Annotated in this window: 21 protein-coding genes; 5 read left to right on the top strand and 16 right to left on the bottom strand. The window is 57.2% G+C overall.

The window, feature by feature from the left end; all coding sequences use genetic code 11:
- Positions 1 to 9: 9 nt before the first annotated feature.
- The 5 genes from ACK2JC_RS19200 to ACK2JC_RS19180 all read right to left on the bottom strand — a co-directional run bounded on the left by ACK2JC_RS19200 (position 10) and on the right by ACK2JC_RS19180 (position 6,104).
- Complete coding sequence (locus ACK2JC_RS19200; protein WP_276949964.1) at positions 10 to 1,584, bottom strand: PTS transporter subunit EIIC; 1,575 nt, start codon at positions 1,582 to 1,584, stop codon at positions 10 to 12.
- A 239-nt stretch (positions 1,585 to 1,823) separates the two neighbouring features.
- Positions 1,824 to 3,224, bottom strand: a complete 1,401-nt coding sequence (locus ACK2JC_RS19195) for a glycoside hydrolase family 1 protein (RefSeq protein WP_334309319.1) — start codon at positions 3,222 to 3,224, stop codon at positions 1,824 to 1,826.
- A 26-nt stretch (positions 3,225 to 3,250) separates the two neighbouring features.
- Entirely contained in the window at positions 3,251 to 3,742 is a 492-nt protein-coding gene (locus ACK2JC_RS19190; protein ID WP_166445699.1) for a PTS glucose transporter subunit IIA, read from the bottom strand.
- A gap of 43 nt (positions 3,743 to 3,785) precedes the next feature.
- Positions 3,786 to 5,180: a PTS transporter subunit EIIC gene (locus tag ACK2JC_RS19185; RefSeq protein ID WP_118755560.1), complete on the bottom strand. Its 1,395-nt coding sequence runs from the start codon at positions 5,178 to 5,180 to the stop codon at positions 3,786 to 3,788.
- A gap of 84 nt (positions 5,181 to 5,264) precedes the next feature.
- The gene (locus ACK2JC_RS19180; RefSeq protein ID WP_092361222.1) at positions 5,265 to 6,104 is read right to left on the bottom strand and encodes a PRD domain-containing protein; all 840 of its coding nucleotides are present in this window, start codon (positions 6,102 to 6,104) and stop codon (positions 5,265 to 5,267) included.
- Between the two features lie 417 nt (positions 6,105 to 6,521).
- Here ACK2JC_RS19180 and ACK2JC_RS19175 point away from each other — a divergent pair, with 417 nt between their 5' ends.
- Positions 6,522 to 8,069, top strand: a complete 1,548-nt coding sequence (locus ACK2JC_RS19175; protein WP_320937345.1) for a helix-turn-helix domain-containing protein — start codon at positions 6,522 to 6,524, stop codon at positions 8,067 to 8,069.
- A 113-nt stretch (positions 8,070 to 8,182) separates the two neighbouring features.
- Here the strand turns inward: ACK2JC_RS19175 and ACK2JC_RS19170 are convergent, their stop codons facing one another.
- The 3 genes from ACK2JC_RS19170 to ACK2JC_RS19160 form a co-directional block, all read right to left on the bottom strand.
- Positions 8,183 to 8,524, bottom strand: coding sequence for a phenylpyruvate tautomerase MIF-related protein (locus tag ACK2JC_RS19170; protein WP_092361224.1), 342 nt, complete (start codon positions 8,522 to 8,524; stop codon positions 8,183 to 8,185).
- Positions 8,525 to 8,596: 72 nt separating this feature from the next.
- Complete coding sequence (locus ACK2JC_RS19165; RefSeq protein WP_227169626.1) at positions 8,597 to 9,334, bottom strand: GntR family transcriptional regulator; 738 nt, start codon at positions 9,332 to 9,334, stop codon at positions 8,597 to 8,599.
- 27 nt (positions 9,335 to 9,361) lie between these two features.
- The gene (locus ACK2JC_RS19160) at positions 9,362 to 10,066 is read right to left on the bottom strand and encodes a GntR family transcriptional regulator (RefSeq protein WP_166434366.1); all 705 of its coding nucleotides are present in this window, start codon (positions 10,064 to 10,066) and stop codon (positions 9,362 to 9,364) included.
- A 459-nt stretch (positions 10,067 to 10,525) separates the two neighbouring features.
- On the opposite strand from ACK2JC_RS19160, the gene ACK2JC_RS19155 reads away from it, so the two are divergent.
- The 3 genes from ACK2JC_RS19155 (at position 10,526) to ACK2JC_RS19145 (ending at position 12,558) form a co-directional block, all read left to right on the top strand.
- On the top strand, positions 10,526 to 11,152 hold the full coding sequence (locus tag ACK2JC_RS19155; protein ID WP_320936863.1) for a class II aldolase/adducin family protein: 627 nt from the start codon (positions 10,526 to 10,528) through the stop codon (positions 11,150 to 11,152).
- A gap of 30 nt (positions 11,153 to 11,182) precedes the next feature.
- The gene (locus ACK2JC_RS19150) at positions 11,183 to 11,806 is read left to right on the top strand and encodes a class II aldolase/adducin family protein (protein WP_092361228.1); all 624 of its coding nucleotides are present in this window, start codon (positions 11,183 to 11,185) and stop codon (positions 11,804 to 11,806) included.
- Positions 11,807 to 11,892: 86 nt separating this feature from the next.
- Entirely contained in the window at positions 11,893 to 12,558 is a 666-nt protein-coding gene (locus ACK2JC_RS19145; RefSeq protein ID WP_368270957.1) for a hypothetical protein, read from the top strand.
- A gap of 224 nt (positions 12,559 to 12,782) precedes the next feature.
- Here ACK2JC_RS19145 and ACK2JC_RS19140 read toward each other — a convergent pair whose 3' ends face one another.
- From ACK2JC_RS19140 to ACK2JC_RS19125, 4 genes are all read right to left on the bottom strand, one after another.
- Complete coding sequence (locus ACK2JC_RS19140) at positions 12,783 to 13,469, bottom strand: ABC transporter ATP-binding protein (protein ID WP_118755565.1); 687 nt, start codon at positions 13,467 to 13,469, stop codon at positions 12,783 to 12,785.
- Positions 13,470 to 13,481: 12 nt separating this feature from the next.
- On the bottom strand, positions 13,482 to 15,956 hold the full coding sequence (locus tag ACK2JC_RS19135) for an FtsX-like permease family protein (protein ID WP_368270958.1): 2,475 nt from the start codon (positions 15,954 to 15,956) through the stop codon (positions 13,482 to 13,484).
- A 125-nt stretch (positions 15,957 to 16,081) separates the two neighbouring features.
- Positions 16,082 to 17,494, bottom strand: coding sequence for a HAMP domain-containing sensor histidine kinase (locus ACK2JC_RS19130; protein WP_320936865.1), 1,413 nt, complete (start codon positions 17,492 to 17,494; stop codon positions 16,082 to 16,084).
- On the bottom strand, positions 17,495 to 18,199 hold the full coding sequence (locus ACK2JC_RS19125; protein WP_092361233.1) for a response regulator transcription factor: 705 nt from the start codon (positions 18,197 to 18,199) through the stop codon (positions 17,495 to 17,497).
- Between the two features lie 240 nt (positions 18,200 to 18,439).
- On the opposite strand from ACK2JC_RS19125, the gene ACK2JC_RS19120 reads away from it, so the two are divergent.
- Entirely contained in the window at positions 18,440 to 20,137 is a 1,698-nt protein-coding gene (locus tag ACK2JC_RS19120; protein WP_368270959.1) for a hypothetical protein, read from the top strand.
- A 166-nt stretch (positions 20,138 to 20,303) separates the two neighbouring features.
- Here ACK2JC_RS19120 and ACK2JC_RS19115 read toward each other — a convergent pair whose 3' ends face one another.
- From ACK2JC_RS19115 to ACK2JC_RS19100, 4 genes are read right to left on the bottom strand one after another with little or no spacing between them, the layout of a single operon-like run.
- Positions 20,304 to 21,650 carry an MmgE/PrpD family protein gene (locus ACK2JC_RS19115; protein ID WP_320936174.1) on the bottom strand — a complete coding sequence of 449 codons (1,347 nt, stop codon included), beginning with the start codon at positions 21,648 to 21,650 and terminating at the stop codon, positions 20,304 to 20,306.
- Between the two features lie 7 nt (positions 21,651 to 21,657).
- On the bottom strand, positions 21,658 to 23,961 hold the full coding sequence (locus ACK2JC_RS19110) for a hydratase (RefSeq protein ID WP_320936175.1): 2,304 nt from the start codon (positions 23,959 to 23,961) through the stop codon (positions 21,658 to 21,660).
- An 18-nt stretch (positions 23,962 to 23,979) separates the two neighbouring features.
- On the bottom strand, positions 23,980 to 25,032 hold the full coding sequence (locus tag ACK2JC_RS19105; RefSeq protein WP_320936176.1) for a lactonase family protein: 1,053 nt from the start codon (positions 25,030 to 25,032) through the stop codon (positions 23,980 to 23,982).
- A 13-nt stretch (positions 25,033 to 25,045) separates the two neighbouring features.
- Positions 25,046 to 26,380: an SLC13 family permease gene (locus ACK2JC_RS19100; RefSeq protein ID WP_320936177.1), complete on the bottom strand. Its 1,335-nt coding sequence runs from the start codon at positions 26,378 to 26,380 to the stop codon at positions 25,046 to 25,048.
- Positions 26,381 to 26,386 lie beyond the last annotated feature (6 nt).

The following is a 26,386-nucleotide window of genomic DNA, read 5'->3' as shown; positions in this document are numbered from 1 at the left end:
GTTCACCTCTTATTTTTTCAAAGAATCGTCCACTGCGTGGCGGACAAATTCCACATGGGGGCCGAATACCACATGGATGTGGTTGGCGGACGGGAAGAAAATACCCGCGCAGCCCGAATCCTTGATCTTGATCTGATCCACCTTATTCGGATCCTTCAAATCCACGCGCAGACGGGAGATACAGTTCTCCACGTTGACGATATTTTCCTTGCCGCCCAGGCCCTCGATCACGATGGCCGCGATGGCGGGCCAGTTCTTTTCCTTGAGCAGCACGCTGGCGGATTCCTCAATCTCAAAGGCTTCCCGTCCCGGCGTCTCCAGATTGAATTTTACTATAAACCACTTAAATACGAAATAGAAAACTACAAAATTGATGATTCCCAGGATCACAAGGCTGATCCACTGGGTGTCCTCATACAGCAGTCCGAAAATGCCGAAGTCGAAAATCGTTCCGCGGATATATCCGATACAGATGTTTAACATCTGGTAAGGGATCGCGCCGATGCCGCACATCACGCAGTACAGGATAAACAGCGGCGGTGAAATGAACAGGAAAGAGAATTCCAGCGGCTCGGTAATGTTGCCCAGAAACGCGGTCAGGCAGCAGGTCAGGATCACGCCCTTGGCGATCTTGCGGTTCTTCAGGAACGAAGTGTGGTACATGGCCAGGCCGATGGCCGGCACCCGGAACAAAGTGGTCAGCATCTGCGCGCCGCCCAGGTAGCTGGTCAGAGTGGGCATAAGCTGCTTCCAGTATTCACTGGTGGGCCCTAAGTTGAACAGAATCTCGTTGGTTGCATTTAAGATACCCACATACTCGGTTCCGTTGATCATGTAAGTGCCGCCCGCCTCGGTAAAACGCACCAGGGAAGCCAGAACATGGTGCAGGCCGAAGGGAATCAGCGCCCGATTCAGGGTGTAGTAGACGGCATTTCCCACGTAAGGCGCGGTGAAAATGAAGGAGATACTGATCAGGAAGCTGGTCAGCACGTTCCAGATCACCGGGATCACCAGGCCGATGGGGATCATGCAGACAAAGGTGATAATCGGGATGGACTTCTTGCCGCCGAAAAAGGCAAATGCCAGGGGCAGCTCCAGCCGGTAGAACCGGTCCGCCACCTTGGCGGCCACCAGGCCGGAGATCAAACCGCCCAGGGCCTCAATTTTCAGGGTCTGGATGCCCAGCACCGTACCCTGGCCCACCTGGGCCGCCACAGCCGCGTCCGCCATGGTGCCGGTTGCTTTCAGGTAAACGCTCATGACCACGTTCAGGGTCAGATAACCCACCGCTGAGGAGAACACGGCGATGCCCTTCTCATTTTTCGCCATACCCTGGGCCACGCCCATTGCGAACAGCAGCGGAATGTTGTTGAACACGATGCTGGTGATGGTCTGTAAGCTCGATAAAACCAGTTTGAGAATCTCATTTCCCAAAAACGGGAACTTTTCAATCATGTAGGACTGTCCCATTGCACTGCAGATACCCATTACCATTCCAATCGGCGCCAGCAGCGCGATAGGCAGCAGCAGGGAGCGGCCGAAGGTCTGGATACTATCCTTCCAGCTTGACTTTTTTGTACTCATATGTTTCCCTCTCTCACGTAAATATGTAGTTTTAATAGTTTTGATCTAAAGGCGCCTTATGAACTGGCTTTATTATCGCAGATTGGAATGGTTGCTTCAAGGCAAAAAAAGTACAAGTTATTGTTGCGTTTAGTTGCCCCTATTTCGATCAGATGAAAACAGACAAAAACGGCCATCGGTGCCGTCCGAACAAATCGGTTGGCGCCAATGGCCGCTGCGTTACTCCCCTTAGCCCTCTCTTATAAAATTTCTCCGTTGGAAGCGATCACCTGTTGATACCACGCAAAGGAATCCTTTTTGCTCCGGTTTCCCGTACCGTTTCCATCGTCGTCCAGGTCCACGTATACGATCCCGTACCGCTTGGACATCTGACCTGTGCCGTTGCTGACAATATCGATGGGGCCCCACATGGTGTATCCGCGCAGGTCCACACCGTCCTTCACCGCCTCCCTCATGGCTTTGATATGGGCGGACATATAGTCGATGCGGTAGCTGTCGTGAATCCGGCCGTCCGCTTCCACCGTATCCCGCGCGCCCAGTCCATTTTCCACCACAAACAGCGGGAGCTGATAGCGGTCATACAGCTCGTTCAACGCCAGACGCAGGCCGTCCGGGTCCACCGTCCATCCCCAATCCGTCTTGGGCAGATAGGGATTCACCAGCCCTTCCAGCGTGTCCGTGGTCTTCTCCGCCGGTTCCTCATAATCCGCGGACACAACTCTGGATCGGTAATAGCTGAACGTAATAAAGTCAATGGGATAGGCCCTTATAATCTCCTCGTCCCCCCGCTCCATGGCGATTTGAATACCGTTCTCCTCAAAATATCTCCATATATAAGCGGGATAATACCCTCTCGCCTGCACATCCGAGAAGAAATATTCCTTCCGCTTCGCCGCCTCCGCGGCCTTCACGTCCTCCACCTTGCAGGTATAGGGGTAAACGGTTTTGTATGCGATCATCGCGCCCACCTGGGCGTCCGGGTCGATCTCATGGATCATTTTCGTGGCCAGGGCGCTGGCTACAAACTGGTGGTGGGCGGCCTGATACATCCGCTGTTCCAGATTTTCGCTCTCCGGGTGCAGGCCCGCCGCATCCCAGCAAATGGGTATCACCGCCGCGTTTCCGATCTCATTAAAGGTGAGCCAGAATTTCACCATCCCCTTGAACCGGGTCGCGATGGTTCTCACAAATTTCAGATAGAAATCAATGAATTTCCGGTTATCCCAGCCGCCGTACTTGTCCACCAGATTCAGGGGAGTCTCATAGTGGGAAATGGTGATCATCATGGTCATCCCGTTCTTTTTTGCCTCGCGGAACAAGTCCTCATAGTATTGCAGCCCCTTCTCGTTGGGAACGTCCTCTTCCCCTGTGGGGAAAATGCGGGTCCAGTTGATCGAGGTCCTGAAAATGTTAAAACCGGCCTCGCCAAACAGCGCCAAATCCTCTTTGTAGCGGTGGTAAAAATCAATAGCCCGGTGCGTGGGGTAGTAATCCGCATCCCGGCGCAGACCGCCAAAGAACCCCCTCGCCTTGATATCCGCCGTGGAGGGCAGCTTCCCGTCCTCCAGATACGCGCCCTCCGCCTGATTCGCGGCGATCGCGCCTCCCCAGTAAAAACCTTCTGGAAATCCGTTTCTCATCGTATTCATATTATGTCCGCAGCCCTTTAAAAAACGGCCACTACGCTCCTTCCTTTTCTCGCATTACCTTCTGTTACAAATTTCATGGTATGACCGTTCGTATTGGTAAAAATCATCATGGTCATGGGATTGTACCCCTGGCCGAGGATCAATTCCCGGTCGAAACGGACAATCTCCATCCCCTTTTTTACCGGCGTCCCCACCTTCAGCTTCGACGCGAACCCACGGCCGTTTAAAGCCACCGTGTCCAGACCGATGTGGACCAGAATTTCAATCCCGTTATCCATGGTCAGGCCGAAGGCGTGCAGCGTGGGAAACAGCATGGACAGCACCCCGTCCGCCGGAGCCACCACCTGGCTGCCGCTCACATCGATGGCTACGCCGTCCCCCATCATTTTCTGGGAAAATACCGGGTCCGGCACCTGTTCTATGGGCAGCAGCACCCCGTCCGCCACCGCTACGATTTCATTGGCGGCCCCATCGGCTTCTCTGTTAAAAATACGTCCTAAAAATCCCATCTTGTCACTCTTTCCAAATGTTGTCAATGATCCTGGTCCGAAATTAAAGTTTGGATTCCGGCACATCCTCAAATCCCATCACCAGGGTGGAGGCCACGGAGACCACAAAGGTCACGGCGATGGCGACCACGATGGCCAGCATGGTATCCATGAAAATCGGAACCGCCAGGATGCTGGAATATCCCAGCGTGTAGGCCTTTGCCCCCAGGATTCCCGCTGTGCAGCCGCCCGCCAGGCCGCCGATCACCACCGCGTAGAGCGGTTTTTTCAGCCGCAGGTTGATGCCGTAGATCGCAGGCTCCGACACGCCCGACACGATGGCGCCGATGGCCGCCGCCACTGCATCCGACTTCAGCTGTTTATTTTTCGTCCGCAGCGCAACGCCGATGCAGGCCCCGCCTTCCGCTATGTTATGTAAAATCCACGAGGGCCGGAAAAAGTTGTCGTACCCCACATTGGAGAGCAGTTCCGTCATGGGAGCCACGAACAGCATGTTCATGCCGCCCATCACGATAAAGGGCCATACCGCCGCCAGCAGTCCAACCGCGATGCCTCCCGTCACGCCGTAGACGGACACGAACAGCTTTACAACATAGTTACCCACAATGGTTCCCAGGGGCGCCAGCACCACCATGACGATGGGAAGGGCGGCGGCCAGGGTGCACAGCGGCGCAAATACCGACCGGAGCACCGCCGGAATTACCTTATAGAAGAATTTTTCCAGGTACGCCAGCAGGATCGCCGAGAAAATAGCCGGGAGCAGCGTATTGGAATACTTGACCAGGATCACCGGCAGGCCGAAAATGGACATTGCCTGCTCGCCTCCCACCAGTGCCACAAAATCAGGGTTGAGCAGCATACACGCCATGGCGATCGCAAAGGCCGGATTGCTTTTCAGCGTGCGGGCCGCACCGTATGCGATCAGCACCGGCATGAAATAGAAGGGAGTGTTTCCCAGGAAATTGAACATCATGTACGTGTTTCCGGCTGCCGCGTCCGGGAAGAAATAGGACACCAGACTCAACATGACCTTCAGCATACCGGCCCCGTAAAGCACTGTGATAAACGGCGTCAGCGAGGCGGACAAAAACTGCGTGACCTTCCCCACATAGAATCCGAACCCCTTCTTGCTTCCCGCAAGCTGGAAATCCTCGGTGTGAGTCTCGTCCACCGCGTCCTCCGTCTCCACCTGGTACTCTTTGGTAATTTTCTCAAACACCGGGAACAGATTCGCCCCCAGAATCACCTGGTACTGGCCCGAGCCGATCACCACTCCCAGCACCCCGTCCAGCGCCTTGATTCCCTCCGTGTCCGCCAGCTCCACATTTTTCAGTATAAAACGCAGCCGTGTCACACAGTGGGTTACAATCGATACGTTCTCTTCACCGCCAACCTTTTCCATGATGGCTCTGGTCAATTTTTCAACTTGAACTGCCATTTGATTAACCTCCTGATCATTTTCTTTTTTATCATACTCAAGGCCCGGACAATCCCGCGCGTCGATTGCGCCGCACCCGTCTGTCTAGTTTGTTTTTTCCGATGTAAGATTTACAATGTGATAAATCAGGAATCCCTGCTCCGCCTCGGAGATGGAGACCCCGAAGGCCTCCTCCAGATGCGCCTTGATCCTGCGGACGCATGCGGCGGCTTCGGGGAATCTTAACCGGGTGATTTTGAACATAAAATCGTCCCGCTCCGACTTGCTGCGCTTTTCCAACAGATTTTTCGCCAAAAACTGCAAATGCCGCACAAACCGGCTGTAGGCCAGGGATTCCTCGTCGAACCGGCACTCGCTGCATTCCTGCACGATGTTCAGGATATCCTGGATCATTCTTGTGGCCTTTACCGTATTTTCCAGATTCTGGTTCATCGAGGCGTTGACAATGTGCAGTGTGATCGTCCCGATCTCATCCTCGGATATATCCAGTCCCAGATGCTTTTTGATAATATCCGCAGCCTTTTCCGCCAGTTTAAATTCTTTTTTGTAAAATTGTTTGATCTCAATGAGGAACGGATTTCCGAGGATCACGCCCTTTTTCTCCCGTTCCAGGGACATGCTGATATGGTCTGTCAGCGTAATATAAATGTTTTCGCTCAGTTTTAAATCCGATTCGCTGCGGATCATTTCCACAATCTCTTCCGATATACTCAGGTAAATAGAAGGCATGTCCTTGATCAGCTGCTCCAGCTTTGTCATAACCCTGGGATTTTGCAGGGTGAAACATTTTTCAACCCTGGTTTCATCCACCAAATCGCCTGCGTGTTTTTGGAAAACCAAGCCTTTTCCAATGACAATCATTTCTTTTCCGTCATCCCCCCGGACAACCGCAACGTTGTTGTTATAAATCCTGATGATTTCCATCCCCTCGGCTCCTTTCTTTCAAAATCCGACCCACCCGCTTTTTTCCACAATAATGGCCGCAAGCTACGCCCGCGGCCCATTGTAACCAACAAAAAGCAGGCACAACCAGGACCCGCGCGCTTTCACTCTAAAACGCGTCATAGATCTTGGTTATGCCTGCCTAAGCAGTAACATTCCTCGTTTCTGTCTTTTATTTTATCTATTTTTAAGCATTTGTCAATATGTTTTTTATTTTTTCCAGAAAAAATATATTTATTTTCACTATTTTCTCCCCCTTCCGCAACTGTTCACTGGCAAATTCATCCAATCACACAGCATGTTTCCGATGCAATTTATATATCTTGTGATTGTCTTTTCCGGCCTCTGCCCCTATAATAAAGACAATTTACAAGGATACCGCAAAAGGAGGACACCCCAATGGGTCTCAGCTACGACGATCTAAGCCTTCTCCGCTTCATCCAGAAGCGCCAGAGCATCCCGCTGCACAAAGTGGCGATGCAGTTCGAAAAAAATGAAATTTCCATCCGCCGGGCCATCGAGCAGATCAACCTCTACTCTGCGGCCCCCATGATTGAGATCAAAAAGGGCTGGTGCTTAAGCCGGGTGAACTACAAGGAATTTGTGGACTTTATCAAGGGCATCAGCATGGAGGACTACGCCAGCTCCTGGGCGGAGCGGATCCGGGTGGTGATCGTCACTATTTTCTTCCAGGGATATGTGAACGCCTCCTCCCTGTACGAGAGCTGGGGCCTGTCTCTGACCACGAAAAAGCAGGACACGGCCAATTTGCGGCGGCTGCTCTCCGACCACGGCCTGCAGCTGGTGACTCTGAAGAAAAAAGGGCTGTCCATCGAGGGGGACGAGCTGCAGCTTCGGTTTCTGGTCATCGACATTCTCCACCCCCTGCTGGAATTTACGGACGAGAACCGCATCGAGGCCCGCTTCGCCAACACACCTCTGGAGAAGCAGAGCTACGACCAGGCCGCGGACTGCCTGCAAAAGACCTCCGGCAGCGCGGTGGAACAGCTGAACGCCTTTCTGGCGGACGCCGGGCTGTCCTTAAACTACCCGTCCAAGAAGTTTCTGCTGTTGTTCATCTGCCTCATGCAGAGCCGCCCCATCGACGAGTCCATGCAGCTCTCCTACCGCCTGCCCCTGGCCCCGCTCAACATGCATTTCTCGGACAATCCCCGGGAGAACCGGCTCTACAACGTGGCCTTAAGCATGCTCAATTTCTCCCGCAGCCTGGAATTTCCCTTTGACGGACGGCTGTGGCAGACCACGGAGCAGTTTGCCGAGCAGGTGGTGGCCAGCCTGCCCGAGCCATTTTCCATCCGGGAAGAATTTCTGGACGAGCTGTACAGCTATTTTTACCGCGAGATCACGCTCAGCCACTTCCACTGCACCTTCGTGGACAAGACCGTGGAAAATACCCGGGAACAGTTTTTGAACCTCTACCAGATCATCCAGAAGTACGGGGTGTATTTCAAGGCCGCCTACAACTTCTCGTTCATGGACGAGCATTTCTCCACCCTGACGCTTCTGGTGCAGAAGCACGTCCTGCGAAACCGCATCGTGGACCGCCACCGCAAAAAAATCGTGGTGGTCACCAGCATCAACTTCGAGCGGGTCAGCTTCTTCCTGGAGCAGATCCGGGAGTACGTGGCCCTGGAGTGGAAGGGAACCTTCAACATCAACGAGATCCACCGGCTGGAGGAACTGGAGTACGACTGCATTTTCTGCTTCTCCTCCCGCATCTACAACATTTTAAGCGCCCAGAACCTGCCGGTGATCCGCCTGAACTTCTTTGTGAGCCAGGAGGACATCGACCGCCTGCTGGCCCGGGGCTTCTCCACCTTGAAGCACCGGTTCCTGGCTTCCAGCTTTGTGCTGGAGCTGGCGGGGAAAAGCGAGCGGGAGATCGTGGAATATTTGAAGGAGCAGTATGGGGATTATTTCGTGTAACCGCAAAACAAAGCGTCAAAAAACCGCCGCAGGAGGCCCTTCAGTGTCAACCCGCACTGTCCCCGTCTCCCGCGGCGGTTTTTAATCCTCAATCCACAGCGATCCGCCAAAAATCAGAAGTTATCCCCATTCCAGCCCCAGTCCGGTGTGGACGAGTATTTCACGTAAATCCGGTCCGGCTTTAACCCCAGTTCCTCCGCCAGCAGCGCGCTGACCTTCCCGGTCAAAGCCCGGTAAGCGTCGGCGTCGGCTCCGCCGTACACGGACACGTCTACCAGGGCGGCCGGCTCATCCGTGCCCTTGAACCACAGATGGCACTCCGGCTCCAGCCCCACCATCAGCCAGTTCTCCGTCTTTCCGGGCAGGGCGGTGATATCCCGTCCCAGCGCGGATTTGATAGCCTTTTCCTTGTCGGAACCGACCGGTACATTTGTCTTGACATTGATAAACGGCATAATAAACTCTCCTCTCATTTCTCAGCCCATCCGGCTGCCTGTGATGTTCTTCGTTTCCAACCCCCGGCCCTGTCAGGGCGCGTCGTAGTCCACCTTAAAGGAAAACTTATCGCCCCTGATATAGCATTTCCCATATTCCACCACCTGATCCCGGCTGTTGGTGCTGGTATACCGCACCAGAAACACGTTCCGGTTGTCCTCCGTGTCCAGAATCCGGGCCTCCTGGGTACCGATCCTGGTGATATCCAGGGTCTGGAAACCGCTTTTCAGCTCCACGTTCAACAGATGGAACGCCTCCCTGAGGCTGAACACCGACAGGTCCACGCCGTCCAGCCGCGGAGCCGCAGCCTGTGGAATGTAAATTTCTTCCAGAGAAACCGGCTCCCCGTCCGCGCTGCACAGACGCCGGATATAGTACACCGGGTCCCCGGGATCGATGCCGAAAATGCTGGCGTACTTAACCCCGGCAGGCCGCACCTTGCGGGCCAGAATCTTTTTGCCGGACTTGCGCCTGCTCTCCTGGAGCGTGCTGGTAAATCCCTTCAATTCGCCCACGTCCTGCTCGATCTTGCCTCCGGTCACGTAGACGCCTTTACCCTGGACCCGCTTCAGCAGGCCCTCCTTCACCAAAATGTCCACCGCGCTGCGCACCGTCAGGCGGTTGATCTCAAACTCCGCCGCCAGCTCGTTCTCCGACGGGATGCTGCCGCCGGGCTGATAAATCCCTTCCGCGATCCTGCTGCGGATCAGCTCGCGCATCTGCAGGTACACCGGGCTTCTGTAATCCACTGTATTCGTATGATCCGCCATCTCTCTACCGCCTCCCCTGGGAAATCCCTAACTCATAGAACTGGAAAACTGCACCCGCTCCGGCCGCACCGTCACCCGAGCGTACTCCGTGGGTTCGTCCGCGCCGTCCAAGGCCAGGCCCTCGATGTAGAACAGGGCCGCGCCGGGCTGAGTCTGCAAAAGCTGGGCCTCCTCCTCCGTTGCGTAGGTGATCCGCAGGCTCTCGCTGCCCTTTCGGATCGCCGTCCCGTACTGCTCCCGCAGCACTGTGTACAGGGATTCCTTTGAAAAATCGTGGTCCATCAGCCCGGGAAAACGGTCCTCGGACAGATAGCTGGTATCCAGCATGAACGGTTCCCCGTCGATGAAACGCACCCGCCGCAGGCGGTATACCGGCTTCCCGATCAACAGGTGCAGGTTAGCCCCGATGAGCTTCCCCGCCCCCACCACCTCGAAGGAATTGACCTTGCTGGTAAACACATGTCCTGCCAGCTCCACCGTCCGTTTAAAGGGAATGTAGGTCTGAAGCGGACGCCGTATCTTCGGCTCCGCCACAAAGGTGCCCACACTGGCCTTGCTGTAGAGCAGCCCCTCGTCCGTCAGCTGGCGGATCGCGCAGCGCAGAGCCGTGCGGCTCACATTCAGCGCCTGGCACAGCTCCCGCTCGCTGGGAAGGCACTGGCCCGGGCCAACCTGTTGCTCCAAAAGATAACACTCCAGACGCTCCACTACCTCGCCCCGTTCTGTCCTCATCCGATCCCCCTCTTTCCGCATGTCCACGCTGTTTTCTGCTGAATCTCATTGCTGAATCTAATTATAATCTCGCCTGCGAGGGGCCGTCAATTCCTATTTTTAGAAAAAATTGGACGGCGGAGGCGGTTTGGCGGTTTCCGGGAGGCCACTGAGCGACTGCCAGGCGGCTGCCAGAAGGATGTCGGAGGATTTGGTATTTATCTTATCACCATTTTTGCGTTTTTTCAACTATGCATTTATGGATATAATCGGAAATTATTTTCCATTTTTTTGTGATTAATTGCTAAATTCAGCGATGACGAATTAGCACTATTCCCAAATTGGTATTTAACTATTGATTATTATATACTTTGTGTGTTATATTTCCATTAACCGGTATTTATCTTTTTTATGTTGTCGACAAACAAAAAAGACGAACCAATCAGTCAATCGCATACGGAATAGGAGGATCAATCAAATATGGCGGAAAACAATACTTACAAATTGAAATTGTTCCAGGACGAGACCGCCCGCGGGCTTGCGCGCCTGTACGAAGCGGGTTATCTCCCCAACGACAGCATGGGAGAAGTCAGCCTGCGGGACGCGGAGTCCGGTTTGGTATTTATCTCAATCAAGCCAGGCACATTTTACATCGCAGATCCATCGGAGTACCACGGCAGCGACATCGCCGTCACCACCCTTGACGGCGAGCCGGTCACCACAGTGACGCCGCCCAGCGAGCGCCTGGCCTTACATCTGGCCGTGTACAAGGCCCGCCCGGACGTACACGCCATTCTCCACACCTATCCCGTGTGGTCCTCCCTGTTCTCCGAGCGCGGCGAGTCCATTCCCTACGTGCTGGCCGAGCAGATTGAAGCCAGCACCGCGGTGGAGTGCGTGACCGCAGAGCCGTCCATGGACGAAGCCTATTTCGGCGAGGTCATCCGTCATCTGAAGCAGGAAAAATACGTCCTGCTCCACAATTTCGGCTCCCTCGCGGTGGGCGACAATATGGACAACGCCTTCAACTATCTCGCCTGGATGGAATCCGTCACCCGCAAGATCACACTGGCCTCCATGATCGGAGAGCTTCACACAATCGGCTGAGCGCCGTCTGCGCTTAAAGGAGGAATCTGAATGGATAACTATAACATTTACCAGGACTATGACCAGATCCTGTTCAAGAACGAAGTCGCCAGGGGGACCCGCCAGCTGAATATCATGGGTTACTCCCCGTCCGGCGAATCCGGCGACACCAGCGTCCGCGACTTAAAAACCGGCCTGATCTATGTGTCCGGCAGCCCTTCCTGGTGCTTCCAGAAAAATCTCCAGGACGCCCGGGGCTGGGAGCGCTTCATCACCAACACCGATGAGGAAGTGTTCGTACCCTGGAGCGAACCCACCTGCGAGTGGTATATGCACGTGGCCATTTACCGCAAGCGCCCGGACATCGGCGCCATCGTCCACACCCACAGCGAATGGGCCTCTGTGTTCGCCATCTGCCGCATGGACGTTCCCCTGGACCTGATCGGCGAAGGGCTCACCGGCGTGATCCCCTGCGCGGCCTACGCGGACGCGGGAACCCACGACGTGGCCGAAAACACAGCCGACGCCCTGCTGCACTCGGACTGCTGCATCATGGGCAACCACGGCGCAGTATGCGTTGGCCGCACTCTGGACGAAGCCTTCGCCAAGGTCGCCTGGATGGAACAGGCCGCCCAGAAAGCCTATTATGCGCTGCTGACCCGGAAAATGCGGTAGTACGGCGCAGCCCAGGCCCCTGTGCACAGAGCGCCCGCTCCATGCGCAGGAGCTTACAATATACCGCGCTTGAAAGGACACGAAACATGATTGACAAGAATTTGATTGTCATGCTGACCTGGCATGACGTGACTGTTGCCAACGCAAAGGAACTTTTTCTGGAGTGCCGCGGCGCTGCGGCGACCCACTGGGGCTTTAAGATCGAGGGAACCACACCGGAAAGCATGGCGGAACTGATCGGCCTCATGAAACAGGCCGGAAAGCGCACCTACATAGAAGTGCTGGCCATCGACGAACCCACCTGCCTAAAATCCGCCCAGCTCTGCGCCCAGTGCGGCGCGGACCATCTCTTAGGCACGCTGTACTATGAGAGCGTGCACCGTGTCTGCAAGGAGGCCGGAATCGCCTACTCCCCCTTCGTGGCCCTGGACCCCGACACACGCCTGCGCGCCCCCATCGGCCAGGTGGTGGAGGCGGTAAAGGAAGCCGAGGCCAAAGGCGTGGACGGCATCAACCTGTCCGCCTTCCGCTATCTCGGGGGCGCCCCTGAGGAGCTGCTGGCCGCAGTGTCCGGCGCAGTGGAGAAGCCCTTTTCCATCGCGGGCAGCGTAAACAGCTTTGAGCGAATCGACTACCTGAAAACCCTTCCCATGCTGGGAGCCTTTACCATCGGCGGGGCGTTTTTTGAGAATCAGTTCGGCGGAAGCTTTGCGGAACAGATCGATAAGGTGTGCGCCTATTTGAAGAATTAGAAATGGCGCGCAGGACGGGCGCAGCGGCAAACGATGCGCCCGGAGCAGCAAACCGCGCCGTTTTAACGGCGCCCAAGTATAGCAAACCACACCATGTCCAACGGCCGCAGCGTCCAAAACCGCTGCGGCCGTTTTTATTGAATGTAATGGGTCGCTGGCGCAGCCTGCGGGCGATTGTTTTCCTCTCCCCCTTTTTTCGTCCCATCCCCGACGCCCTCCCCTCCTCAGACAATCACCCCGTCCCGCACAGTAATCACCCGGCTGCTCCGCCCCGCCGCTTCCGGGGAGTGGGTGACCATGAGAATGGTCTGCCCCTGATCCCGGTTGATCTCCCCCAGCAGATTCATGATCTCCTCCCCGGTCCTGCTGTCCAGATTTCCCGTCGGCTCGTCGGCAAAGAGAATTTCCGGGTTTCCGATCAGCGCGCGGGCGATGGCCACCCGCTGCTGCTGCCCGCCCGACAGTTCGCGGGGTTTGTGCCTCCGCCGGTGGGACAGGCCCACAATCTCCAGAATCCGGTCCAGCCTCTGCCTGCAATTTCCCGCCTTCTGCCCGTCCAAAAGCAGCGGGAGCAGCACATTTTCCTCCACATCCAGGTTGGGGATCAGGTTGTAAAACTGGAACACAAATCCGATCTTCTGCCGCCTCATGCGGCTCATCTGCTCGTCCCTCAGCCGGGAAATATCCACACCATTATGCAGCACCTGCCCGCCGGTGGGAACGTCCAGCCCGCCGAGAATGTAGAGCAGCGTGCTTTTCCCGGAACCGGACGGCCCCATGATGGACACAAATTCCCCCTGGTCTATTTTCAGCGACACGCCCTTTAACACCCGCGTATCTGTCCCTCCATTTTGGAAATCTTTTACAATCTTCCGTCCCTCCACGGCCACACGGCCGGTCTTCTGTTTCATCCCGTTCCCTCCTCATTCAAACTTGATTTCTTCCACCAGCTTCATACGCCTGCACTTAACGATCGGAACCGCAGAGCCAAGCAGGGTCACCGCGATCCCCATGATTCCGGCCCTGCAGAATACGGCGGCGTTCAGCTCCGGCGCCATCTGAATTTTCGGACCCGCCACCAGGAAAATCGTGCCGATCTCCAGCCAGGAGACGAACACCGCAACTGCTGCTCCGATCAGACCCGAGGAAAATGCCTCCGCCAGCGCCATCACCGCGTGCTGGCGGTTGCTGAGGCCCACGGATTTGTACATGGCGGTCACGCGCCTCTTCTGCATATAATTGATGAGCAGATTGTTGGTCACCCCCACCCCAGCCATCAGCAGAATAAAATAGATCATGCTGTGCATGGGCCGCAGGAACGCCCCCACCGTGGACAGCGCGTCGCTGTAAAATTCCTCCACGGTCCGGCTCCAGTTCGGAGTCCCGCCGAACAGATCCCGAATCTGCACCATAACCGCCTCGGGATCGGCGGCGGTGTAAGCCAGGAACTGGTAAGCATCGGCCCCAAAATCTTCGGCCGCAAAGGATGAAGAAATCACCGCCTCCACATCGGTAGCCCGGGATTTAAAGCTTCCGCCCACCCGATACTCCCTCTGCACCGCGCCGTCAAAGAGCGCCACGACATCCCCCACATGAAATCCCGTCCGCTCCATGCAGTCCTCGCTCAGCAGCACGGTCCGCTCCCGGTCAAAAACAGCTTCCGCCCGCCCCAGCGCTCCCTTCTCCGTCTCGTGAAGCGCGAACATGGACACGTACCGTTCCAAATTGTCCGTCGCCTCCACGCGGCGGATCATCCGGCCCCCGGCCTGAATCCGGTCCTTATACACATGGAGGGGCAGCACCGTCTCAACGCCGTCCATACGCCTTACCCGCTCCACAAATTCAGGCTCCATGGTTCCGTCCGCGAACCCTTCCAGCTCCGCGCCCCGAAACACGTCGCTCACATAGGACGTGACAAAATCGCCCACAACGGAAATGGCGATCACCGCGGAGATACTGATAAAAAGCAGGGTAATATTCTGCTGTATATTCCGGTTCTCCCGCATATTACGCGCGGCCAGCGCGGCCTCATTTCCGGGCAGCGCCCCGTACAGGCGTTCCAGCCCCATGGAGAGCAGGTCCGAAAGGGGTGGAATGATCAGAATCGCCCCAGCGATCAGCCCCAGCAGAGAGCACCCCCCGGCCAGGTACAGAAGCTTTCCCGAAGCCGCCCGGGGAAGCGCCACGGAAATTCCGAACAGCGCAGCCCCCACTGCCACAACCAGACGCCGCGAAGGGGGCGCTTCCTCCACCGCGCCCGCCATCACCTCCCGCAGCGGCAGGCGGCTTACCCGCCGCACCGGAATCCAGGCGGACAGCAGCGAGACAAGGACCGCCACGGCCAGGGATACGCCGATTCCCAGCGAAGAAATCACAACCGGTATCTCAATTCCCAGACCCAAAGACGCCCCCATTCCCCGCAGAATCAATTTTAGCGCAGGCAGCCCAAGGAGAATTCCCGCCGCGCCGCCCAAGCTCCCGTAAAATACACTTTCCAGCAGAAGCATGCAGGTCACGGTCCGCCGGGTCGCGCCGATGCTGCGGAACGTGCCGATCACCGGCAGCCGGTCCAGGGTGATCACCTTGTAGCTGCTGTAAATGATAAAAACGCTCATGGTCATGGCAAAAAAGCTGATCAAAAAAAACGGCATGGTCTTCTGCCTGGCGTCCGCGGCAATCTGCGCCTGGTTTACCGTCTCCGACACCCGGTAATCCCCGGGCGGAAACACCGATTGCAGGTCCCGTTTCAACTCCTCCGTGGAAACGCCCTCTGCCGGTTCGATCAGGATTTTGCCGTACCCCTCCGGCTGTCCCAAAAGCCCGGCCGCGGTGGACAGAGGCAGCAGCGCGGTCGCGCCCCTGGTGTGGCGCAGAAAGACCGTATCGTAGGCCGCGATCCGCGCCACCTGAAACTTCACTGGATTCCCATTTATTTCCAATGTAATATCATTTCCCTCCTCAATGCCATACTTTGAAGTAAAACGGTCCGGCAGAATCACCTGATTGCCGGAAAAACCGGCGATCTCCCCGCCGTCCGCCAGCCGCGGAGGGTTGATCCGGTTTAACTGCGCCAAATCCGCCCCAATTAAATCGATACTCTCATAATATCCATTTTCGTGATAGAGCGCCTTTCCCTCCCAGATACCCGCGGCCGCGCCCACGGACGGCAGCTCTGGAATCTCCTCCCGGCTTATGGCGCCGTCCACCAAGGTCACGGCCACCGTGGCGCTGCCAGCCAGGCCCCGGGCCATTTTCCGCTGGGCGCTCTCATAGGAAACGCCGATGGAAAACGAGACGAACAGGAGGGTGGCGGAGAGCACAATGGACAGCAACATCACAGCGGTCCGCGCCTTCCGCTCTCTTACATTGGTCAGACAGTATTTCAGCATCATTTTCATAACGTCACCTGCTTCCTTTGGCTTGTTACCGCCCGCCCTCTCACATCAAAAAAGGCCGGCGGTTATCACTGCTTCCATGATAACCTGCCAACCTTAATCTCATTTTCAGACAACCTTAATTAACCTTAAGCGTGCGGAAACACGATCCGGAACACACTGCCCGCCCCGGGGGCGCTTGCGACGGAGATTGTCCCGCCGTGCAGCTCAATCATACCTTTGGCGATGGCCAGCCCCAAGCCGGTTCCCTCCGGCTTTTGCCCGGTGTTCTCCCCCCGGTAATAGCGGTCAAAGAGGTGTTCACACGCCTCCGGTCCCATTCCCGCGCCATTGTCCGCCACCTCGATCCTGAGCTCCCCATCTGAATCCCAGACCCGCAGGGTGACCTCCGTGTCCTCATTTCCGTGTACAAACGCGTTGATCACCAGATTTCGGAACGCCCGCTCAAACAGCGTCGGGTCAAACGGGTATCGCACCGACTCTTGTCCTGCCTCAAAACGGATGGTCCGCTCCTCATAATCCGGGGCGTTTAAAATGTCGATGGCCAGCTCCCTCAAAAACCGGACCACGTCCCCCTCCACGGCCCGCAGGGGCAGCATCCCATTTTCAAGCTGATATGTCAGCTTCAAATCGTCGATCAGACACTCCATATAGGAGGCATTTTTGAGCACAATCCCCGCATACTGCCGCACCTGGGCTTCATTTCCCCCTCCGTCCTCCAGCAAAACCTCCGCGTACCCCCTGATCGGGGAGAGCGGCGTTTTTAAATCGTGGGTAATGTTGGCGATCCACTCCTCCCGCATCCGGTCCGTCTGCTCCTTCAGCCGGTCGCTGGCCCGAATCTGCTCGTCCAGCCCATTGAGACTGCTGTAAAGGTCCCGGAAAACGCCCCGTTTCTGAACGGGAAGGTAACTGCGCGCGGATACGTCCCCAACGGAAATGATCACCTGCCTCATGGCCCTTGTGGTCAAAATCCCGTAGAGGAGGCCGGAAATAACCACGGTCAGAAACAGGCAGCCCAACACCGGAAGAATCACCGCCTTCCCGCCCGCAAACCGCTCCCCGTTCAAGTACATCGTGACCTTTGAAATGTTCACCGGAACATACAGAATGTAGAGATACTCCTCCCCTTCCTCCGTCACCGACCCGATAAACGCCGTGGTCTCTTCGTCCTCCCACCGTCCGTCCCGGCTAAGGCGCAGCAAATCCGCGCGCGAATAGGTCTCCCGGGCCAGCTCCGGCTTCTGGTAATTGGCGATGTCCGCGCCGGAGGAATCCAATATCTGCAATCCCACGCCGTTGTCCCGCAGCAGCCGGATCCCCTCCCGGCTCACCCGGACAGCTCCGCCGTCAAACATAATCTCCTCCCGGAACTCCCCGGCAAAGGTTTGCGGCCAGTTGCTCCTCGCAAGGGAGCCGTCCGGCCTGCGGACGGTGATCAGCAGGAACAGCAGCCCGGACGCAGCCAGAATGGCCCCGAGCATTGCCAGAAAGAAGATCAGATAAATGTGGAATACTGTGCGATAACCGGATTTTCTCATTTAGCCCGTCCTTTTTTTGAGCTTGTAGCCCAAGCCCTTAACTGTAACCAGCTGCCTGGGACTCGAGGGGGAGTCCTCGATCTTTTCCCGCAGGTGCCGGATATGGACCATAATGGTATTGTCGCAGATGGCGCTGTACGCTCCCCACACCTGCTCATAAAGCCGCTCCTTGCTGATGATTTTATCCGCATTTTCCACAAGGCAGGCCAGCAGCAGAAATTCCCGCCCCGTAAGGTCCAGTTCCCTGCCGTCCTTATAGGCCCGGCCGCTGTCCCGGTCCACCGAAATCGGACCCGCGGTCAAAAGCGTCCCGGCGGCAGCCGGCCCGGCTCCCTGGTACTGCTGGCGGCGGAGCTGGGCCTTCACGCGGAACACCACCTCCCGGGGGCTGAAGGGTTTTGTGATGTAATCGTCGCCGCCGCAGGAAAGACCGAGAATCTTATCGATATCGTCGTTTTTCGAGGACAGGAACAAAATCGAGCAATAGGAAAATTCCCGTATCTGCTTGCAGACCTCCAGCCCGTCCAGATCGGGAAGCATGATGTCCAGCACCACCGCGTCGGGCAAAAATTCCCGGCAGGCCCGGATGGCCCCGGCCCCGTCTTGCGCCCTCCTGATCTCCCGAAATCCGTCCCTGCGCAAAACCTCCTCCAGCAAATCCAAAATGTCCTTCTCGTCGTCCACCAGCAAAATCCTGCCGTCCATAACTGCCACCTGCTTTCTGCGGGCCCCGTCAATCTGTTTTGCAGCAGGCCCTTCTACACCTATTATATTGGTTTTGGGCGGAACATACAAACAAAAATATGCGCCGTAAACGCGCAGGCAGATGATTTAATGATTCTGTTCAGAAGACTTAAGAAATAAGAAAAAAATGCAGGCGACGGCTCTGTTATGATAAAAATAGAACAATGTATGTGTATTCCGTTGGAGAGGGGAGGACTCGCCATGAAGAAACGCTCGATCACTGTTTTAATAATTGCAGGCCTGCTGTCCGCATTGCTGTCCGGCTGCCAAACAGGCCCCGGCGCGGGCGGTGAGACGCCGGGAAATGCCTCGGGCGCCGGGAGCAGCGCGGTGGGGGAAATGAACGGGGCGGATGACGGGGAAAGGCCCGGCGGGGTGGACGCGGATGGAAACGCCGGGGCACCTGGCGGCACGGGCGCGGACGGAAACGCCGGGGCACCTGGCGGCACGGGCGCGGATGGAAACGCCGGGGTACCCGGCGGCACAGGCGCGGACGGAAACGCCGGGGTACCCGGCGGCACAGGCGCGGACGGAAACGCCGGGGCACCCGGCAGCTCGGACGCAGCGCTTTCCGCCCTTCCGTTCCAGTTCCTCCGCACCTACGGAATCGTCCAATCGGAATATCCGGTCTATGAGCTGGATTCCACGGTTCAGCTGGAATTCCCCCAGAAAGAAAAGACGCTTGCCCTGACGTCCGCCCTCTGCCACAAGCAGGAGCTGACCGTGAGCGCCATCCTGATCGATCCTTCCGTAGAGGCCCTTCCCCCGGGCAGCGAGCCCCCTGATGCCGGCAAATATATCACGCTCACGGACGGGCGTCTGCTCAACCCGGAGGAGAAATATCAGAGCGAGCTGTGGTCCTCGGACGAAGGTTTGTTTCTGACTGGTCCGGGGCTCCCGGAGGACGGGATCAAGCCGGTGGAATCCATGTACGGTGCCGATTCCCAGTATTTTGAGGCATACGGAAGTATGCGTTACTGCATTGAGGCGCGTTTCCAGCTTCCCGCTGCCCCAACGGATGAAAAGGCTCTGTCCGGGTATGCCCTTCGAGTCCTCGATTTCGAACAGCCCCTGGAATTTTCCCTGAAATCTACTCCTGAGTATGAAACCCTGGAGGAACTGGCGGCAGCGGAGCACGGCAGCCTGGACACCCATGACGGAATCACCATCATCAGCATGGGAGAGCAGGTGGAGGACGGGATTCTGGTCTCCTGGTATGTGTACGACGAGACGCCGGACTGTCCCTTCAGCATCCATTACGTGCCGCCGCTTCAGGAAATCGCCATGTCCACCATATCCAGCGGAGGGAACGAATATCCGATCAAGCAGATGAAGGCCAATCCCTACTGGGACAACCCGGGATTTTACAGGCTGTCGGACCTCAAATGGGACTCCCGGCGGTTCCTCTGTATGTTCGACGTTCCTGCGGACCAGCAGAATACCACGTTTCAGGTCAATATTCCGGGAATCACGTTTTCGGGTCAGGAGGAATCCACCCCCGTCACCCTGACGATCCCGGATGACTATGAGGAGCTGAACGTGGATATTCCCTGGGAAGAAGGTTCTGTGCGCATTATCGGTATCAAAAAACTGCAGGGGCCGCAGACCGTGGGGGCGACGGATGCCGCCGGGGAACTCAAGGTAGTCGATAAACCGGCTGTCTACATCTACGTGAAAGCGGTCCACGAAGACAAGGATCTGATCTTAAGAGGTCTGCTCTGCGAGAGAATGCAGTACGGCGGATGGGAACGCGGGCGGTACGACTATGACGGAAACGGCACATTAACCGGCTTCCGGGTCTTTTACAAGGAGGGCGACACGGAGGTGACGCTGAAATTCCACTTGGCGAGGTTTTATTGGGAACAGCCTTTTGTGATGGAGATTGTGCCGGAAAAATAATGAACCGATATCACAGGGATAAACTCCCGTATAAAAGAGGGGACGGCTGACAACCGTCCCCTCTTTCTGTCATCCAGCAGGGAACGCCGCGGAAAGGCGTGGCCTCCCCGTTCCCTGCGCTAACGCCCTACTTTCTTGGCAACCGCTCGCTCCCTGGACCTGCGCCCTACAGCCTTGGCAGCCGCCCCGCCTCCGGCAGTTCCATCACGCTGCGCATCACCTCCCGCTCCCGTCCCGGGCGCGCTATCCCGATGAAATTCTCCGCCTTGGCGGCCATCTGCTCCGGTGAGAGCGGATTCATGACGCTGCCCGAGGCGTCCCTGACTTCGGTCCGCAAGGTTCTGCCGTCCGCCGTCTCCACTTCCATGGCACACCCCCAATGCTTCGGATATTCCCCGGTAAATTTCTCATCCTCCTGCACTCTCACTTTGTGCAGCAGCTCCTGGATATCCGCCCGCAGCACCCGCTCCGGCGCAAATTCATCCATGGTCACCTTTCTCTCCAGAAACGCCGCCGCCACCGCGTAAGGGGTGGAAAATTTCGCGTCCAGCGGAGTCCGCGGATTCCGGCATCCCTCGCTGACCGCGCACTGGCGATAGCCAACCTGATAGGTTTTAATGAAAATACTCTCGATTTTCTCCGGCTCCACCCGGTCCCGCAGCGCCAGGGCACAGTCCACGGCGCAGTGGGCGCTTCGGCAGCAAGGGTAGGGCTTGACGTCCATGTTCAGGATTTCCCATGTCTCCCCCAACCCGGCCGAAACCCGGCTCAGATCGTGACAGTCCGACATGGCCGCCAGCAGTCCGCCGTCCCCGGCCTCCAAAATGTGTTCCGGCCCGGTCATACCCGCCCCGGCCAGAAAGGCCGCGTCCAGCCCGCAGGCCGCCGCGTGGGCCGTGTGGAGCACCTTGCAGCTGGCTCCGTCCCCCAGAAACGCCCACAGGCCCGCGCTCTGTGTTCCGGCCATCCCAAGTGCGGATACGGTCTCATCCACAGTCAGGCCCAGGAGCTTTGCCGCTGCCGCCGCGCAGCCGAATACACCGCAGGTCGCCGTGGCGTGCCAGCCCTTTTTCCGGTGGGAGGCCACGCCCAGAGCCATGCCAATCCGCGCCGTAACCTCATACCCGCAGATCGCCGCAAGCAAAAATTCCCGGCCCGTACTGCCCAGATATTCCCCACAGGCCCAGGCCGCCGGAATGATGCTGGCGCTGCCGTGGGTCTTGGAGGCGGTATGCACGTCGTCCAGCTCCAGGGTGTGGGCCAGCATGGCGTTCACCCTGGCCGCCTCCGCCATGGGCAGCAGCTGGTCCATGCCCCAGACGCTGCACGGCCCGGTCCCGGACCTCTGCCGGTAGGAATCCAGGGCGGTCCGCGCCAGACCGTCATTCACCGCCCCCATAGACACGCTCACCAGATCCAGAACCCGCAGCACCGCGGTCTGCCTCACAGATTCCGGCAGTTCCTCCCAGGTCAGGTCATGGACAAACCGCGCTAACTCTCTCAACTCAGCCATAATCGTTTTATTCCTTATAAAAATTGATCAGGCTTCCCGCCAGCAGCACCTTCTTCTCCGCCTCCGTCACGCCCTTAAGCTCCAGTTCCATTTTCCGCGTACTTCTATCGGTTCCGATCACCGTGGCCTCCACCGCGGTCTTTCCCGCCTCCACTGCGCTGCGGATGCCCGGAAGGTAGACATACTCTCCCACCGCCAGGCTGGTCTCCGGCTCAGGGCTGATAAAAGGCAGAATCCCCCAGTTCACGCAGTTGCTGCGGTAGCGCTTGGTGGCGTACTCAATGCAGATATTAGCCAGCCCGCCCAACACTTTCTGGCAGCTGGCGGCGTACTCCCGGGCGGAGCCGTCGCCGGGGCGTTTGGCGTAAAGCACGGTGCCGATTCCGGTGGTCTGCATAAGTTCCTCCACCGGCGCGTCCACGCCCGCGCACTTAAGCACCTGGTAAAATTCCGCCGCCTTCTCCCCGTCGCCGTTCAAACGGGCTTTCTCGTAAACCTGCGCGGCCTTGGCATTTCCCACATAAGCCGGGTCCTTGCGGATCAGGGTGTACTCCGAAATCTTGTAGGGATTTGAGCGGTGGGAGGCCGTCTCCCCGGAGGGAATCAGCTCGTCGGTGGTGGTCACCTCGTCACGGATCACGCTGGCCACCTTTAACAGCAGGTTTTCAGTCAGCCTGGACATCTCCGGCCAGTCCTTGATGGAGGGACCGTACACGATCTCCGTCTCCGGCTTCGCCTTTCCAAAACCGTTGTAAACAATATTTTCATAGATCTTTCCATTAAAATGGTACTCCGGAATCGCAGGTTCCACCGGGCACGTCTCCGCCGAAGTCAGGTATCCCCCGTTAAAAGCGGTGGCCGCAATGGAGCGGGAATCCATCAGTGCCACGGACGCGATCTGTCCGGTGGCCGGATTGGAGCCCTCCCGATTGGGGAAGTTGCGGGTGCTGTGGCGGATACAGAAATCGTTGTTGCCTGGGGCGTCGGAAGCGCCGAAGCAGGGGCCGCAGAATGCGGTTTTCACCCGCGCGCCGTAGCCCATCAGGTCGTTGAGCACGCCGGCCCGGTTCAGCTCGTACATAATCGGCTGGGAAGCCGGATAAATGTTGAGCGGGAAGGTTCCCAGTCCGTTGTCCAGCTTTCTGGCAATCTGATCCACGGCGCAGATATTTTCAAAGGATCCCGCCGCGCAGCCCGCGATGGCCGCCTGGTCCACCTTGATTTTCCCATCCACGATCTTGGACCTTAAGTCCAGCCGGATATCCGGGTTGTTCTCAAATACCTTCCCAGCCTCCGCCTCCACCAGTCCCAGATAATATTCCGGGTCCGCGATCACATCCGCCAGGGGATAGGCGTTGCTGGGGTGGAAGGGCAGGGCGATCATGGGCACGACGGCGTCCAGATTGACCTCCACCACACCGTCGTACAGGGCGGCATTTCCGGGCTCCATTTTCCGGTATCCTTCCGGCCGGTTATGGATCTCAAAATACTCCCTGGTGCGCTCATCCGTGGCCCAGATGGAGGACAGGCAGGCGGATTCGGTGGTCATGGTGTCAATGCCGTTGCGGAAATCCATGGACAAGGACTTTAACCCCGGGCCGACAAACTCCAACACCTTGTTTTTCACAAAATTATTCCGGAACACCTTACCGATGATGCTCAGCGCCACGTCCATTGGCCCCACCCAGGGCTTGGGGGCTCCGGTCAGAAACACCGCGATCACCTCCGGGTAATCGATCTCATAATATTTTCCCAGCATGGCCTTGGCCAGCTCCGGGCCGCCCTCGCCGATGGACAGGGAACCCTGGGTGCCGTAGCGGGTGTGGGAGTCGGACACAATGGACATATCCCCGGAATTAATGATCATTTCCCGCATGTACTGGTGAATCACCGCCTCGTGGGGCGGCACGAAAATGCCGCCGGACTTCTTGCAGGCAGATTCCGCATATTTATGCACATCCGTATTGATGGTTCCGCCCACCGCTCCCAGACAGTTGTGGCAGTTGGTGAACACGCACGGCATGGGGAACTCCTTCAGCCCGCTGGCGTAAGCAGTCTGTAAAATACCCACGTAGGTATTGTCATAGACGCCCATGGAGTCAAAGCGGATCTGTAAATGCTCCATGCTGCCGGAATGGTTGTGGTTTTCCAGAACCTTCCAGGTCAGCGTCTGCTTCCTTCCCTCTTCCGGGGGGAGCGCCGTAGAATCCACCCACAGCGCCTGCTCTGCCGCAGTTTTCTCCGCCCCGTCCGCGGATACGATGCGCTCATTATTCAAAATATAATGCTTACCTTTATGTAATGTAATCATGTTTGCCTCCTGAATCTTCTATTTATCCATAAACACCACGCACACCGGGCTTTCCGTCCCGATGACCGTGCCGCTCTCCTTCAAAGTGCCGTCCGCCTCGTCGATGTCAAAGAACTGGATCGAATCGCTGAGCTCATTGGCGGCCAGAAGCTGCCGTCCATCCGGGTCCACCGTGATAAACCGGGGCTGTTCCCCACAGGTCCTGATATTCTGTACCACGTGCATTTTCCCGTTTTCCTGGTCCAGGCTCAGCACCGTCACGCTGTCGTGCCTGCGGTTGGAAATGTAGAGGAAGCGGCCGGACGGCTCCATGTCGATGGCGCTGGCCCATCCGTCCCCGGTAAAGTCCTCGGGCAGCACGGAGACGATCTGTCTGGGGTTCAAAATCCCGTTTTCAGCGTCAAACTCATAGAGCTGGGCCGTGCTGTCCTTCTCGTTAACCCCATAACAGAACCGGTTATTGGGATGGAACACGCAGTGCCTTGGCTCCGCGCCGCTTCTGGACCTCACATGGGACACCTCCGTGATGGCGCCCGCCTCCGAATCGATGCGAAACACCGTGATCTTTCCCACGCCCTGGAGCCGTCCCTGGGAGGGAACCAGCAGCCATCGTCCGGTGCGGTCCTGTGCAACCTGATGGGGATGGGAAATGTAACCCGGCCCGCCGTTTCCGGAAATAAACTCCAATTCCTTGATCCGGTCTAAGGAGCCGTCCTCACGCACTGGAATCACAGACACGCCGCCGGTCTGAAGATTTGCCACAAAAAGCCATTTCCCCGTGTGGTCCAGCGACAGATGAACCGGATTGGTGCCGTGGGTGCCCACGGTATTTAAGTATGCCAGCGTGCCGTCCTCGGCCACCCGGCAGGCGCTCACCTGGCTTAAATCCCCGTGAACCGCGTACAGCGTTTTCCCCTGCCGGTCCAAACACAGGTAGGACGGGTTCACCATGCCTTCCAAAATCTGCACCGGCTCCCAGCCGTTTTCCGTCACACGGTATACGCTGATTCCTTTTCCCCTGGCTCCCCGCTCCTTGGTGGTGCGGCAGCCCACATATGCAAAACGATTCATAAAAATACCTCCTTTATCCCAAAAATCCCAAAACGCCAACCAACGTCAACACAAATACAATGCACACCACCGCTGCTGACAGGCCAAAAAGCTGCCCGAAAAGCTTCTGCTGGGTCTTGTCGTCGCAGCCCGTCTCCTGGGTGTAACTGGCCATAATCAGGCTGCCGCCGGTGGACAGCGGACTGATTCCGGCCACCGTGGCGCTGCACACGATTGCCACCACCATCTGCAAAACAGAAGCGCCGCCCACTTGCCCTGCGATATCCGGCACAGCGGGGATCAGGGTGGGGAATACCACACCGTTGGCGCTGGAGAACCAGGACATGATACCGCCGGTGACACCCATCAGGGGAGCCGCGGTCCTGGCGGACATGAAGGAGGCCAGGATATCCGACAGCAGATCGATACCTCCCATTTTCTGGGTAATATTCATCAGCACATTTACGCCGGAAATCAGGATCAGCACGTTCCAGGGAATCATTTTGATGGCCTTTTTCTCATCCGCAGCGCCCAGCAGCATCAGAATCAGGGAGAGCGTCAGGCAGACCAGGCCCACATCGTAGGAGAATCCCACCACCAGCACGACCATTACCAAAAGGGCTGCCAGACTGACGGACTGATGCCGGTTCAGACCGCCGGATGATTTCCCGGCCGCGGACGCTCCCGCAGAGGCTTTGCCGCGTTTTCCCGCTGCGCCGCTCGCTTCCGCCGCCGAATCTATGCCGCTGTTTTCCCCGGCGGCCGCTCTGCGGATCTTATAGCCGCCCAACGCCACGTAGGTGGCGGCGGCACAGATAAAGTTTGCGATGGAAACGCCCAGGAACACCTTCATCCCCATACCGCCGATCTCCATCTCCGCCAGCAGATCCTCCACAATGATTCCCGTCAGGGCAATGGGGGATGCGGTGCCGCCCACTGCGCCCAGGATCGCCATACTGCCCATGAGCACGGGGCTGACCTCCATCTGAACCGCCAGGGACACAGCGAAGAGCACAGTCACGGACTGCACGCTGATTGCGCCGGGTCCGGCCGCCGAGAGGCCGAAACTTACCAGATAGACGATGATGGGAACCAGAAAGGTATTTTTCCCACACAGGCTGATCAGCTTCTGGGAGACCTTTTCAAGGGTTCCGTTCTGCTGCAGCAGGCTGAAAAACAGCATGGTGCCCAACAAAGTAGCGAACAGCTTGTAGGGAAATCCCTTGTAAATGTCGCCGCTGGAAATTCCCCCGATTGTGCCCAGCACCAGGGCCAGACCCAGACATACGACTCCCACGTTCATTTTCTTTACAAATCCCAATACGATTGCCCCGACCAGACAGGCCAGCGCCAAAACCTGCAATGCCATAAGTAT

The organism is Enterocloster lavalensis, assembly GCF_046603895.1.
Classification (GTDB): Bacteria; Bacillota; Clostridia; order Lachnospirales; family Lachnospiraceae; genus Enterocloster; species Enterocloster lavalensis.
The sequence above is the reverse complement of the archived record's forward strand: the minus strand, read 5'-3'. Positions and strand labels throughout refer to the sequence as shown.